At 63.7% G+C, this 13,976-nt stretch carries 10 protein-coding genes, 1 tRNA gene and 2 pseudogenes; 5 read left to right on the top strand and 8 right to left on the bottom strand.

Features of this window, described 5'->3' with window-relative positions; genetic code table 11:
* Nucleotides 1–35: 35 nt before the first annotated feature.
* Together E3T41_RS02315 and argS are read right to left on the bottom strand one after the other, a co-directional pair.
* Complete coding sequence (locus E3T41_RS02315; RefSeq protein WP_166791484.1) at nucleotides 36–797, bottom strand: DUF2993 domain-containing protein; 762 nt, start codon at nucleotides 795–797, stop codon at nucleotides 36–38.
* Nucleotides 798–799: 2 nt separating this feature from the next.
* The gene (gene argS, locus E3T41_RS02310; protein WP_092448762.1) at nucleotides 800–2,476 is read right to left on the bottom strand and encodes an arginine--tRNA ligase; all 1,677 of its coding nucleotides are present in this window, start codon (nucleotides 2,474–2,476) and stop codon (nucleotides 800–802) included.
* Between the two features lie 41 nt (nucleotides 2,477–2,517).
* Between argS and E3T41_RS02305 the strand changes: the two genes are divergently transcribed.
* Complete coding sequence (locus tag E3T41_RS02305) at nucleotides 2,518–3,180, top strand: iron ABC transporter ATP-binding protein (RefSeq protein ID WP_134477170.1); 663 nt, start codon at nucleotides 2,518–2,520, stop codon at nucleotides 3,178–3,180.
* A gap of 22 nt (nucleotides 3,181–3,202) precedes the next feature.
* A tRNA-Arg gene (locus E3T41_RS02300) sits at nucleotides 3,203–3,274 on the top strand.
* Nucleotides 3,275–3,558: 284 nt separating this feature from the next.
* Here E3T41_RS02300 and E3T41_RS02295 read toward each other — a convergent pair.
* Nucleotides 3,559–4,077 carry a 2'-5' RNA ligase family protein gene (locus E3T41_RS02295; protein WP_134477167.1) on the bottom strand — a complete coding sequence of 173 codons (519 nt, stop codon included), beginning with the start codon at nucleotides 4,075–4,077 and terminating at the stop codon, nucleotides 3,559–3,561.
* 155 nt (nucleotides 4,078–4,232) lie between these two features.
* On the opposite strand from E3T41_RS02295, the pseudogene E3T41_RS02285 reads away from it, so the two are divergent.
* Together E3T41_RS02285 and E3T41_RS02280 are read left to right on the top strand one after the other, a co-directional pair.
* Nucleotides 4,233–5,422 (top strand): annotated as a pseudogene (locus tag E3T41_RS02285) (IS3 family transposase).
* Nucleotides 5,423–5,598: 176 nt separating this feature from the next.
* Nucleotides 5,599–6,855: pseudogene (locus E3T41_RS02280) on the top strand (IS110 family transposase).
* Nucleotides 6,856–6,990: 135 nt separating this feature from the next.
* Here E3T41_RS02280 and E3T41_RS02275 read toward each other — a convergent pair.
* The 5 genes from E3T41_RS02275 to E3T41_RS02255 form a co-directional block, all read right to left on the bottom strand.
* Nucleotides 6,991–8,586, bottom strand: a complete 1,596-nt coding sequence (locus E3T41_RS02275) for a glucoamylase family protein (protein WP_241991003.1) — start codon at nucleotides 8,584–8,586, stop codon at nucleotides 6,991–6,993.
* Between the two features lie 133 nt (nucleotides 8,587–8,719).
* Nucleotides 8,720–9,883, bottom strand: a complete 1,164-nt coding sequence (locus E3T41_RS02270; RefSeq protein ID WP_134477156.1) for a glycoside hydrolase family 1 protein — start codon at nucleotides 9,881–9,883, stop codon at nucleotides 8,720–8,722.
* Between the two features lie 11 nt (nucleotides 9,884–9,894).
* A complete protein-coding gene (locus tag E3T41_RS02265; protein WP_198416384.1) occupies nucleotides 9,895–10,716 on the bottom strand; it encodes a carbohydrate ABC transporter permease in 822 nt (273 codons plus the stop codon).
* Nucleotides 10,717–10,718: 2 nt separating this feature from the next.
* Nucleotides 10,719–11,579 carry a carbohydrate ABC transporter permease gene (locus tag E3T41_RS02260; protein ID WP_241991002.1) on the bottom strand — a complete coding sequence of 287 codons (861 nt, stop codon included), beginning with the start codon at nucleotides 11,577–11,579 and terminating at the stop codon, nucleotides 10,719–10,721.
* Nucleotides 11,580–11,671: 92 nt separating this feature from the next.
* A complete protein-coding gene (locus tag E3T41_RS02255) occupies nucleotides 11,672–12,940 on the bottom strand; it encodes a sugar ABC transporter substrate-binding protein (RefSeq protein ID WP_241991001.1) in 1,269 nt (422 codons plus the stop codon).
* A gap of 131 nt (nucleotides 12,941–13,071) precedes the next feature.
* Here E3T41_RS02255 and E3T41_RS02250 point away from each other — a divergent pair, with 131 nt between their 5' ends.
* Entirely contained in the window at nucleotides 13,072–13,671 is a 600-nt protein-coding gene (locus tag E3T41_RS02250) for a TetR/AcrR family transcriptional regulator (RefSeq protein WP_134477150.1), read from the top strand.
* Nucleotides 13,672–13,976 lie beyond the last annotated feature (305 nt).

Here is a 13,976-nt window from a genome sequence, read left to right as displayed (position 1 = left end):
ACCAAATTCTACCGCCGCAGGTGACGACGATCGAATTAGTCGGCGCAGCTGCCGAGGGTGGTCAGCGACTGCACGGTGAGCCGCAAAGTGCTCGACTCCAGCGTAACGCGTGCTCGCTCGGGTGAAATGTCAACGTCGCTCAGTTCGACTCCCTCGGGCAGGTAGCTGGCCACGCAGACACCGATCGGGGCCTGCTGGAGGATGAGATTGACCAGCGGTGTTGCGTCGATGTCGCCGATGCCGCTGGTGACGGTCGCTTCGGTCGGGGTGAAGTTCAGGGTATCGCCGGCGGCGCTGGCCGTGGCCGTGGCGCTGTAGCCGACATCGAACTCGAACAACTTCACCGACGCGGTCAATGCAACGTCATTATCGCCGAGGGTCAGGACGGCGTCGGCCGGCGCGCTGCCGGAGGCCTGAACGAGCTGATTGAGGGCGGCCTCATCGAGGTCGAGGGTCGCACTGAGCGAGCCAATCGCCTTGGCCGTATTGGTCGACACATCGCGGGCAATGACATGAACGGATGCCGGCACGCCGTCGACAGTCAGCTTCGGCGCGGTCAGTTCCACCTCGTCAAAATTGCCTCCGATGAACTGGGCGATCACCGAGGTGCCGCCGATGGTCACGGTGACGTCCCCGGTCACGGAGGCGGGCATCCGCTTGCTGATTTCGGTTTCGACACGGTCCTGGGCGAAAGCGCGCAGTCCGCTATCGACCAGGAAAAACGCGACCACGAGCAGAACGGCAAGCGTCCCCAGAATTATCAGCGGAACCAGACCGCGACGTTTGCGCTTGGCCACGATTACATACGCTCCGGGGCGGTGACGCCGAGCAGGTCGAGGCCGTTGCGGATCACCTGGCCGGTCGCGTCGTTGAGCCACAGACGGGTGCGGTGCAGGTCGGTGACCGGTTCGTCGCCGAGCGGGATGACGCGGCAGTTGTCGTACCAGCGGTGGTAGTAGCCGGCGACCTCTTCGATGTAGCGGGCGACGCGGTGCGGCTCCCGCAATTCGGCGGCCTGGGCGACGATGCGCGGGTATTCCTGCAGCACGCCGAGCAGCGCGGATTCGCTGTCGTGCACGAGCAGCTCCGGCGAGAACACCGAGCGCTCGACGCCGCTCGCTGCCGCATTGCGGGCGACCGAGCAGGTGCGGGCGTGGGCGTACTGCACATAGAAGACCGGGTTATCGTTCGTCTTCTTGCCGAGCAGGTCGAGGTCGATATCGAGTTGCGAGTCGCTGTTCGATCGCACCAGGGCGTAGCGGCCGGCGTCAACACCGACGGCGTCGACGAGGTCGTCCAGGGTGACGATGGTGCCGGCGCGCTTACTCATGCGCACCGGTTCGCCGTCTTTGAGCAGGTTGACCATCTGGCCGATCAGAATCTGCAGGTTCACGCCGGGCTCGTCACCGAAGGCTGACACCATCGCCATCATGCGGCCGACATAACCGTGGTGGTCGGCGCCGAGCATGATCAGGCACTGGTCGAATCCGCGCTCACGCTTGTCGAGGTAGTAGCCGAGGTCGCCCGAAATATAGGCGGGTTCACCATTGGAGCGGATGATCACCCGGTCACGATCGTCGCCGAAGGTGGTGGTGCGCAGCCAGATGGCGCCATCAGCTTCGAAAATATGACCCTGTTCGCGGAGGCGTTCGATGGCGCGGTTGACGGCGCCGGATTCGTGCAGCGAGTCTTCGTGAAAATACACGTCGAAGTCGACGCCGAAACCGTGCAGCTTGTCCTTGATCTCGGTGAACATGAGGTCGACACCGATCGAGCGGAACACTTCCTGCTGCTCGTCGCGGGGCAGGGCAGCGACGTCGCCGTCGTACTTCGCAAGCACGTTGGCCGCGATATCGCCAATGTACGCTCCTCCGTAGCCGTCTTCGGGAGTGGGCTCGTCGAGGTAGCTCGCCAGCACGCTGCGGGCAAAGCGGTCGATCTGCGAGCCGTGGTCGTTGAAGTAGTACTCGCGGGTGACGTCGGCGCCCTCGGCTTGCAGTACGCGGGCGAGGCTGTCGCCGACCGCGGCCCAGCGCACGCCGCCCATGTGGATCGGGCCGGTGGGGTTGGCCGAGACGAATTCGAGGTTGATTTTGAGACCGTCGTAGAGGTGGCCGGTGCCGTAGACCTCGCCCAGGTTGACGATGGTTTTGGCGAGCGCGCCGGCCGCCGCAGCCTCAAGACGGATATTGATGAAGCCGGGGCCGGCGATTTCAACGGATGCGACATCGCTGAGCTGTTCGAGACCGGCGGCCAACTCCGCTGCAATTTCACGCGGGTTGGTGCCGAGCGGCTTGGCGATCTTCAGCGCGATGCTCGAGGCCCAGTCACCGTGGTCGCGATTGCGCGGGCGTTCGACGGCGACGTCGGCGAGGGTGAGTCCGAGGTCTACCCTTGCCGTGTCAGCCTCGCGTCGGCGTTCGCTTACGTCCTGGATGAGATCGAAGAGGGACTGGGAGAGTTCGGCAGGAGTCACTGGACAATCGTACCGGCCCCTCCTGTTGGTAGGGTCAACACGTGACTGATACCCGCGTCTACCCCTCATTTGCACGTACCGTTCCTCGCTTTGCGCGGCGTCGGGCAGGCCTGGTGCTCGCCGGTAGCGCTCTGTTCGCGCTCGTTCTGAGCGGCTGCGCCAGTGGCGACGAGCCGACGCCGACGAATTCTGCGGCGACGAGCACGGCATCCGCTGAACCGACAGAGAGTGCAGCGCCCTCGTCATCGCCGACGCCGACGCCGGAAGCGACCGGTTCTCCGATTGAGCGAGCCTGCGATGAGCTGCTCACCCTGCAGGATCTCTACGATTTCAACCCGAATTACGGCACCGCGCCGAGCTTCGCCCCAGCCGCCGGTGGCTTGGCCGAGTCTGCGCTTGACTACAACGGACTCGCCTGCGGCTACTCGAACCAGACTAGTGGCGAGCTCATCGAGCTCTCGCTGGTGGCGCCGAACGACGTCTTGATGACCACACTCAAGCAGCAAGCGGATGCCGACAGCCAGGCCGTGCCCACCTACGGAACCCCGCCGACCGTCGACGGCTTCTTTGAATACGCCGCCGCCGGCAGCGGCCAGGCACAGGTCTTCACGGGAACCTACTGGGTCACCTTGAGCTCGCCAGCCTTCATCGAGCCGGGCGACTCCGAGCGCCTCATGTCGGCGGTGCTCGGTCACCTCGGGTAGCTGCTAACCTTGAACCACCCTGGCCCCCATAGCTCAGGGGATAGAGCACTGCCCTCCGGAGGCAGGGGCGGCAGTTCGAATCTGCCTGGGGGCACATCTGTCACGTGACAGTCCAGTTCGGACTATTGCCACCTACTTCGGACAATCCGGCTATCAAGTTCGTTGAAAGTCATGTCGTTGTCATGAGTAGACGTGACCCGAACGCGGTCCTCAGCCTGTCGCAGTTGACGTGCCTTGGCGGGATTTCCTTACGCGACAGGTCAAACGGGACAAGTTTGCTCAGACGGTGCGCGGGGCCCTGTCTTTGCGGGGGCGTTCCCGTATGAGGTCCCGCTTGCGGGCGCTCGTGCACGGGCCGTGCAGCGCGTTCAGATAGAGCTACTTCTCAGGGATGTTGAAAGCCGCTGTAATCACTGCGCCGACGTCATCGAGCCGCGCGATCGCGACACTGCACGCGCTCCAGCTGTCTCTCTCATTGACGGACTCCGTCGAGCTGAGGGTGAGGTGAGGACGATATCCGTTCCGCCAAAAGGCGGGATCGTCGGCGGCGAAGCCGGGCAATGGTTGGAGTTGATCGGCTAGGTGTCGGTGCAGAGTCGAGGCTCCTGCGGATCGCACTAGCCGCACTGGCACATCGTGATTGCGGCCAAACAGCGCTGCGCCGTCGAACTGTAGGACAATCGGCTCGATTTGGGCACAGACCCGTCTCACGGCGAGGACCACGTCATCAACAGACACATCAGTGATGAAATTCGATGCCAACGTCACGTGTGCCGGCCAATCCTTTCGGCTGAATAATGTCCCAACAGCGATCGGCTCGAACAACGCGACCACGACATATCGCTCACCAATCACGGATCCTTGCATCACTTCAGCATGAGGATCGCCCAGTTGCAAGTCAAACGCCACCCTGAGTCGGCGCACCTGCTCTCATGGCCCGAACTTGAATCCCGGGGGGCGTTCCCCCTTACCTTGTTTGTAACCTCGGATGGTGTGAGTATCTGTGGCCTTGACCCCGTTGTGTGGACACCTCACAAGAGAGAGTGTTCACTATGGCAAGATCACGTCGGGACTTCACCCCTGAGTACAAAGACGAGGCCGTGAAGCTGGTCGTCACCACCGGCAGAGCGGTCGCGACCGTCGCCCGCGAGCTCGGCATCAACGAGGCCACGTTGGGCCGCTGGGTGACCGCGTTCAAGGCCCGCAACGAGACCGGGCAGGCCGAGGTGACGGAGTCCGAGAGGGCGGAGCTGCTTCGGCTGCGGAAGGAAAACGCGGATCTGAAGATGGACAGGGCGTTTCTAAAAAAAGCGTCCATCTTCTTCGCCCAGGAAGCCTCGGATACGAACGGCAAGCGTTCGAACTGATGCTGGCGGAGAAGACCAACTTCACCATCACCCGCATGGTCCGTCTCCTCGAGGTCTCCCGCTCCGGCTATTACGCGTGGATGGATCGTGCGCCCTCGCCGGCGGCGATCCGGCGGGAGCACATCGAGCAGAAAGTCGCCTTCTTTCACGGCGATTCTGACGAGGTTTACGGGGCCCCGCGCATCCTTGTTGACCTGCGTGCAGACGGCGAGATCATCTCCCGCAAAACGGTAGCCAGGACCATGAAACGCCTGGGTTTGGCGGGGATCTGCCCGAAGAAGTGGAAGACGACGACCATCATCGACCACGCTGACGCCTACCCGGTGGATGCCGTGAAACGGAAGTGGGATACCGGCGCGTTGAACCAGGTTTGGGTCGGCGATATTACCTACCTGAGGACGTGGGAGGGGTGGGTGTATTTGGCGACGGTCATCGACGCCCACAGTCGCCGCGTGATCGGTTGGGCTATCGCCGACCACATGCGCACCGACCTTATCCAGGACGCCCTGACGATGGCCATGGTCCTGCGCGGGGACCGCCCGCCGACGGTTATTTTTCACAGTGACCGTGGCACCCAATACGCTTCGGCTCAGATCACCGAATTCGCGGCCGCGCATGGCATCACCCGGTCGATGGGCTACACCGGAATTTGCTGGGATAACGCCATGGCTGAGAGCTTCTTCGCGACGCTGAAAACGGAGTTCTATTACCGACGGATCTGGCCCACCCGGGACCGGGCGATTCGAGACGTCGCGGCGTGGATCGAGGACCCCTACAACCGTCGCCGTCGCCACTCCTCGATCGGGCACGTCACGCCTGTGGACTTCGAGCTGCAATACTCGTCACAGGCCGCAAAGATCCAACTCGCCGCTTAACCCGTGTCCACTCTCCGGGGTCAAGGCCACTGAGGGAGTTGGCCTGTCGGGTCCGGCATGATTGTTACCCCCAGTCGTTGATGATCCGGGGGGTGTTGTCACCGGACTCGATTGGCGTCGGGTGATCGCTGATAGGGGCTCGACTAGGCGTAAAGCCGAGGTCGTTCGTAACGTGGATGCCGAGACTTGACGCCGTAGACCAGGCCACGAATACAAGTGGATGGGAGCAGTCATGATCGAAAACTATGACAGCGTCGACGTGTTCGTTGGTGTCGACGTTGGCAAAGGCGAGCACCACGCCGTCGCCCTGAACCGGGCCGGCAAGGTCCTCTTCGACAAAGCATTACCGAACGACGAAGGCAAGATGCGGGCGGTGCTGCGGAAGCTGAAACAGTCCGGCACGGTGCTCGTTATCGTCGACCAACCGGCCACGATCGGCGCCTTGCCGATCGCCGTCGCCCAAGCCGAAGAAGTCCTCGTCGGCTACCTGCCCGGCCTGGCGATGCGGCGCATCGCCAGGCCTCCACACGGGTGAGGCGAAGACCGACGCCCGCGACGCAGCGATCATCGCCCAAGCCGCCCGAACGCTGCCGCATGCGTTGCGGTCGATCCACCTGGCTGATGAGTCCGTCGCGGAGCTGTCCATGCTGTGTGGTTTTGACGATGACATCGTGGGTCAGATGACGGCGACCAGCAACCGAATTCGCGGGCTGCTCACCCAGATTCACCCAGCGTTGGAGCGGGTCGTGGGCCCGCACCTGGACCACCCAGCGATGCTAGATCTGCTCCAGCATTACCCGTCACCCGCGGCGATGAAAACAGCCGGCACCACGCGGATGGCCACCCGGCTGCTCAAGCTGGCCCCACGGATGGGCCGCCGCCTGGCAGAAGAAATCACCCACGCACTGGGCGAACAAACTGTCGTGGTCGTCGGCACCCATGCCGCCGCGACGGTCCTCCCGCGCTTGGCTGAACAGCTCGCCGCCCTACGCCAACAGCGGTCCGACATCGCCGTCGAGGTCGAGAAGCTGGTGAACAACCACCCTCTTTCCCCCGTCCTGACGAGCATGCCCGGAGTCGGCGTCAGGACCGCAGCCCGGCTCCTCACCGAAGTCACCGGCAAGCACTTCGAAACCGCCGGCCACCTCGCCTCCTACGCCGGCCTCGCACCCGTGACCCGACGCTCCGGCAGCTCAATCCGCGGCGAACATCCCTCCCGCCGAGGAAACAAGATCCTCAAACGCGCCCTGTTCCTATCCGCTTTCGCAGCACTCCGAGACCCCACCTCCCGAACCTACTACGACCGCAAAATCGTCCAAGGCAAACGCCACAACCAAGCCCTCATCGCACTCGCCCGACGCCGCTGTGATGTTCTCTTCGCCATGCTCCGAGACGGCACCCTCTACGAAACTAAACACCAACTCGCCGCTTGACAAAAACATAGGGGCACGTTACTTCGTAACGTCGGCGAATAGGCGCCGAAACTGCGTCCGTGGACAGGTGCACGGACCACTATCTCAGGCGGTGGCGGTCGCCGCGCCGAAGCACGAGCGACCGCCGAGCGAGCCCTACTCCAGGCGCGAGCCGAATACCTGGGCGGCAATGAGCGGGCGGACCGCCGCCTCGAAACCACTGTCGACAAAGTAGTCCTTTACGCGATCGTCAAGCAGTTCGTTGGCGATCGCCGCCATGATCATCGACTGGTCCAGGGAAAGGTACCGGGCGGCCACGGTGCCACTCTTGGTCGCAACAGCGTCGTAGAAGCCGCCGGGGCCGTAGGCGCCGAGGTTATTCTTGATTCCGGCGAGGTTCTGGAGCACGCCGGCTTTGTCGTACGGCAGGGCTAGGAAGGCGGCGTGCGGGGTGACGACGCCGTCACCGAAGGTCGGCGTGGGGTTGGCGGCCTCGCGGCATCCGTCGTAACCCTTGTCGACGTTGGTGCGCTCCTTGTCGGAGGCATACCCGTCGGTGCTCATGCCGACTTCTTCGACGCCGTACTCGGCGTACCCAGCAAAGGGGTCGCTCGCCGGGGAGAAGCCCCAGTAGCCGTAGCCGGCCTCGTCGAGACCGTGTTCCTTCTGAGCGCGAACGGTGGCCCGGTGGTTGATCGCCCAGGAGCGCGCTCCCCATTCGGCTTCGGGCACGAGTAGGTCAGGCATCAGCGCCTCGAACATGCTGCCACCCCAGGCTGGCACAAGGGACGTACCACGGTACTGGTAGACACCTTCGTAGACGGGAACGCCGAGGTACTCGCGAGTTTCACCGGTCGGCTTCTGTTCCTGCCAGGAGAAGTCGCAGCCTCTATCGGGCATGGTGCGCAGAGTCCCGTAATAGGCCTTCTCCGGAATATCTCCCTTGGCGATTCCGATGTAGGTCGCGATGCGCGCCTCACTGACGGTCGTGTCGTAGTAGTGGCAGGTGTAGTAAAGCTCGGATCCGTCGTCACCGTAGTTGCCGAGAACGCTGCAGCCGGGCGGCGGGGCGGCCCAGAAACCGCCGCGGTTGAGGCCGGCTCCGTAGGCAGCGCCAGCGCCGGCGGTCAAGTCGTGGAAGTAACTGAAGTCCATGCTCTCGTAGAGAGCATGGGCGGCGGGGGCGAGCCGGGGTTCGGCCTCGGCGACGATGCGAAAGGAGGCGGCGAGCCAGCCGTTGTCGACCGTGCTCAGGAAGGGGTCGACGGGGTCGCCGCTCCCGGGCCAGACGGTGAGCTTGTGTCCGTCGAGGGGTGAGTACCAGTTGTAGTACATGCCGCTGGGCTCGTGACGCTCGATGCTGGCGAGGGTCTCGAGGGTCGTTGCCATGCGGGTGTAGGCATCAGTTTTGCTGATGATGCCGAGGTCACGCGCCGAAATCGTCGACCAGAGGTACCCGCCGATGTTGGTCGGGCTGGTGTTGTCGCTGGGGGTGGAGAGGTCGCCCGCGAGCTTGTCGGCGGGGAGACCTGTCTTTTTGCTAGTCATAGCGGACAGTGATTTCCAGGTGTCGGCCGCGTAACCCTTGAGTACCTTGGCCTCACCGTCGCTGTCGCTGTCGCTGTCGCTGTCGCTGTCGCTGGCTCCCTTGACCGCACCCTGAGCGGGGTAAGCGGATGCGCTCGGTGCGACGATGAGTGCTCCGGCGACGAGTGCGGCGCAGAGGGCCGCGATCTTCGGTGTGCATTTCACAGAGTTTTCCTTCGTGTCGTCTTTGACCGTGCCGGCCCTGCAGCGGCTTGAACAAGCGGCCGAATCTGCAGTGCGCGGGGCACGTGGCTTTGAGTGTAAGCGGATACAGTGCTGAGGCTCAGCTGCATGGTGTTCAGGTTGAGAGCCGCCCGGCCCGGGCGACCTCGCCGAGCCACGCCAGGCTTGGTTTGGGGTGGCGCTCGAACGTCTCGGCATCCCAGCCAATGAGTCCAAAGGTGGGCGCGTAGCTGCCCCACTCGTAGTTGTCGAGCGCGCTCCAGTGCAGGTAGCCGCGCACGTCGATGCCGTCCGCGAGGGCACTCAGAATCCCCTCGAGCGCTCCCGTCGTGTAGTCGATGCGGCGTGCGTCGTCGGCGGTGGCAATGCCGTTCTCCGTGACGTATATCGGTACGCCACCGGTGCGCTGCCATGAGCGGCGGATGCCGAATTCGATCGCTCCGGGGTAGTACTCCCAGCCGGTGAGGGTGCGCTCCGCAGCAGCCGGAATTGCGATCGGCCCGTTCGAGCCGATTTTCGTGCGCGTATAGGCTTGGATTCCGATCCAGTCGTCACCGCGCGCTGCGTCCATGAAGACGTCTTCGCGTGAGTATCCGTAGTCGTCGGCCGCCTGCTCGGCGCCCGGCTCGGGCTGGTAGGCCTGCGTCGCGACCGACCAACCGGCGCGCTTGCCGGCGCCGCGCAGGATGTCGACGGCGCGTGTGTGTCCGGCGATGAGGTTCTCGGTGACGACGGGGTCGCCGGGCCGGAGGCCGACGTGCGGGAAGGCCTCGCTCGAGTTCGCCATGATGGCGACCATGTTCGGCTCGTTGATCGTGCAGACGAGGTCGACGTCGGAGAGGATCGGCAGAGCCGACTCGACGTAACGCGCGAACCGGTCGACGACCGCGGGGTTGCGCCAGTCGCCGTCCCGCGCGAGCCACGCGGGGTTGGTGAAGTGGTGCAGTGTGACCATGGGAGTGAGTTCGAGGCCGAGAGCCGTGTCGATCATCCGGTGGTAGTGGTCGAGCTGTGCCCGGGACATGAAACCTTCCTCCGGCTCGATCCTGGCCCACTCGATGCCGAACCGGTAGCTCGTGAGCCCGGCGTCGGCGAGCAGGCGCATGTCCTCCGGGTAGCGGTGGTAGCTGTCCGCGGCATCGCCACTCGGCGACTCGACCGGGTGTGGGCTCGGCAGCTGCCCGTGTTCGCGCAGCCACCAGTCGCTGGAAGTGTTGTTGCCCTCGACCTGGTGCGGCGCAGTGGCGGCACCCCACAGGAATCCGTTGGGAAAAGTCATTGTGTTCCTTACTATTTGATTCCGGTCAGGGCGATGCCCTGAACGAAGTAGCGCTGCAGGATGATGAAGATCGCGAGCACGGGCACCACGACCACGACGGCGCCCGCCATCATCAGGCCGTACTGCGAGGCGTTCTGGCCGACTGAATAGAGCGCGAGGGCGACCGGAAGCGTGTACTTGTCCTCGCTCGTGGCGACGACGAGCGGCCAGAGGAAGTTGTTCCAGCTGCCTAGGAAGGTCAGGATCGCAAGGGTTGCGACGGCTGGTCCGCACAGCGGCATGATCACCCGGAGGAAGATCCGCCACTCACTGGCTCCGTCGATCCTGGCGGCCTCGATAATGTCGTCGGGAAGGCTCAGGATGAACTGCCGCATCAGGAACACGCCGAGCGGCGTGATCAGGAACGGCAGGATGAGGCCGGGATACGAGTTCACGAGGCCGAGGTTCGAGGTGAGCACGAACAGCGGTACAAAGGTCACGACGCCCGGCACCATGAGCGTGCCGAGCACAAGACCGAACAGCACTTTCTTGCCCGCGAACTCAAGCTTTGCAAGCGCGTAGCCCAACATTGACGAGAACACGATGTTGCCGAGCGTCACGAAGACCGCGACGACAACGCTGTTGGTGAAGTAGGTCGTGAAGTCGAGCCGCGCGAAGAGTTGCACGTAGTTCTCAAGCGTCGGGTTCTCCGGGAAGAAGTTCAGTGGGGCGCTGCGGATCTCGGCGTTCGTCTTAAACGAGCCGAGTAGCATCCAGATGAACGGGAAAATCATCGCGACGAACCCCGTGACGAGCACCATGTAGAGCCACCATCTTGGTTTGCGTCTCATCATGGTCAGTCCTTCTGTCGGAGGAATCGGAACTGCAGGAGCGACAGGACAACGATGCCGAGGAACAGCACGTAACTGGCTGCGGAGGCATAGGAATAGTTGCCGAATCCGAACTGGTTGAACGTGTACATCGCGGTCGAGAGGGTCGCGTCGAGCGGCCCGCCGCGGGTCATCACGAAGGGCTCCTCAAAGAACTGCAGGAACCCGATGCCGGTGATGACCGCCGCAAACAGCAGGGTCGGTCGCAGGGCAGGTACGACGACGTTGAAGAATCGCTGAACCGGACCGGCGCCATCCATCATGGCTGCCTCAAGCTGTTCCTGCCCCACGCCCTGGAGCCCGGCGAGGAAAATCACCATGAGGGTTCCAATGTTGCGCCAGATCGCCATCGCAATGAGCGAGGGAAGGGCGAACGTGGTGTCTTCGAGCCAGTTGGGGCCGGAGACTCCGAAGATCGAGAGGAACCCGTTGAGCAACCCGTCCGGCTGGAGGATGAACTTCCAGACGATAGCGATCGCCACGATGCTCGTGACGACGGGGGCGTAATAGCCCACGCGGAACACGGTGCGGAACTTGTTGATGCCGTTGTTCAGGGCGAGGGCCACGAGCAGAGCGAGAACGATCGTGAGCGGGACGCCCACAATCACAAAGACCGCGGTGTTGGAGAGAGCCTTGAGGAACCGGGGGTCCTGAAAGAGGTTTAGGTAGTTCTCGAGGCCGATGAAGTTCACGTTGAAAGGCGATCGAAGGTCGCGGGTCGTGAGGTCGGTGAAGCTCATCACGAAGGACGCGAAGATCGGGCCGGCCATGAAGACCACGAACAGGATCATAAACGGGGCGGCAAAGCCCCACGCGATCCAGGTCATCTTGCGCCGACCGGGCGAGCGCCGAAGCGCCGTCGGCGCGGGCGGACGCGGTGAGGGCGCCCGCCCGGTCTCTGGTGCGAAGACGACCATGGCTAGTTGCCGGTGCCGATCGTGTCCGCCTGCTGCTGGATCGAATTGAGTGCGGCGTCAACGGTCTGGTCACCGCGCGTGACCTTCTCGAGCTCCTGGTCAATGACGGCAGACACCTGAGCCCAGGTCGGGATCGCGGGCGGCGCCTTCGAGTCGGCGAGCTGCGCGGCGAACACGCTCAGGTAGGGGTCGTCGGCGAAGATCGGATCCTCGAACGCGGCCTGAACCGAGGGAAGGTCGGTGGAGATGTCGTACCACTCGAGCTGCGTCTCAGTCTGGCTGAGCCAGCGCACGAACTTCCACGACGCGTCACGGTTCTCGCTGTCACCGAAGACGGAAAGGTTGCCGCCTCCCGTGAAGCTCGTGCGGGTGTCGGCTCCGGGAACCTGGGCGACGGCGAACTTATCGGCGAAGTCCGGGCCGCCCTGCTCACGAAGCAGTCCGACGTGGAACGGGCCGCTGAAGAACGAGCCGACCGATCCGTCGATGAACTTCTGTTCGATCTCACCGCCCTCAAGGCGAACCGCCTCGGAGGCTCCTTCGTCGAAGAAGCTCTTGTAGAACTCGAACGCCTCAGCCCACTCTGGGGTGTCGAACGTGAACTCGGTGCCATCCTCGTTCAGGATGTCGCCGCCGGCCTGCCAGACGAGAGGGGTAACGTACTGCCAGGAGTCGAATCCGCCCGGCGGAAGGGAAACGCCTGACGTGGCGCCGCCGCCCTTGAGCGCCAGGGCAAAGGCCTTGTACTCGTCCCACGTGGTGGGCGCCTCGACGCCGGCGGCCTCGGCGAGGTCGGTGCGGTAGTAGAGAACACGCGAGTCGACATACCACGGCACACCGTAGACGACGTCGTCGACGACCGCGGTGCTCCAAGAGCCCTCGAAGAAGGATGCCTCGTCGACGAGGCCTTCCGGGGTGGGCTCGAGCGCGCCGGTGGCAGCGAACTCGCCGACCCAGGTCGTGCCGAGCATCGAGATGTCCGGGGTCTCGCCGCCAGCGATCGACGTGGCAATGCGGTCGTGCGCGGAATCCCACGGCACCGCCGTGACGTTGATCGTGACAGCCGGATTCTCGTCCTCGAACTTGGTCGCGAGCTGGTCGAGTACTTCGCCCTCGTTGCCCATCGCCCAGACCGTGACTTCGCCCGTTGCCGGCTTGTCGTCGATTACGGCGCCGCTCGTCGCGGTATTCCCGCCTTCGGAACGGCCACAGCCGGTCAGGGCGATAACCCCCACCAGGGCCATTGCCGCGATTGATCCCCATCGATTCATGTCGTGCCTCCATTGGTTCGACTCCTGCCGTATGACAGAGTTGCGACTGCTCGTAACGGCCGCAGAGGGGTGAAGCCCCTCGTTGAGTTTCGACCCTAGCCCAAAAACCTTACATGCGATAGGTTTCTTCTATGACGGACACTCAGGACCGCAAGCGCGGTAGCTACCCCAAGGGCCAGGCCCGACGTCAGGAAATCCTGGATGCCGCGCTTCTCGTGTTCGGTAAGAGCGGCTTCCACAGCGGCTCCCTACGTGAGATCGCCAAGCGGGTGCAGCTGACCCCCGCGGGGGTGCTGCACCACTTCGCCTCGAAGGAAGACTTGTTCACGGAGGTCTTGAGACAGCGAGACGAGCGCGTACGCGCTGCCGTCGGCGATGTTAGCGAGATCACACTTCTCGAGCAGATGCGCAAGGTCGTCGCCTACAATCAGACCACGCGCGGGCTGACATCGCTATACACGGTCATCTCCGCCGAGGCAACAGACTATGAGTATCCGGTGCACGATTACTTCGTCGAACGGTACGCGGCGACGGCCGCCGACACCGAGCGCGTGCTCTCCGAGGCACAGCGCAACGGCCTCGTGCGCACCGACCTCGACGTGCGGCATGCCTCGCGTCTCATCACTGCCGTGATGGATGGGCTCCAGCAGCAGTGGTTGCTCGACGGGAGCGTCGACATGCCCGCCGCATTCGATGAGTTCCTACGCGGCTACCTGTTGCCGCCGTCCTGACCGCCTTTGACCCCGGCGAACGATGAGCGGTTCCGCCGGGTTTGTAGGTTGCTGGGCGGGCAGTCAGAGCGTCGTGCGCGCTCCCGTCCCCGCGTACTCCGGCGGCAGATAATCGCCGCGTTTATCCTTCCCCTCCGACACGGTCTCAGCGTGGTGGGCAGTTGCGTCGATCAGGCCTAGATCTGTCGCGGTGGCCGTTCCCCTATCGGGCCTCTCGCGTCCGACGTCGACGCCACTGTCTTCACGCGATTGTGTGCCCGCTGAGCGTCCCTCTTTCGGGTGCCGTGATCACGGCGATAATGATC

Origin of the sequence: Cryobacterium sp. Hh38 (genome assembly GCF_004403235.1) — a bacterium.
Lineage (GTDB): Bacteria > Actinomycetota > Actinomycetes > Actinomycetales > Microbacteriaceae > Cryobacterium > Cryobacterium levicorallinum.
This window is presented reverse-complemented; position numbering and strand designations above follow the sequence as displayed.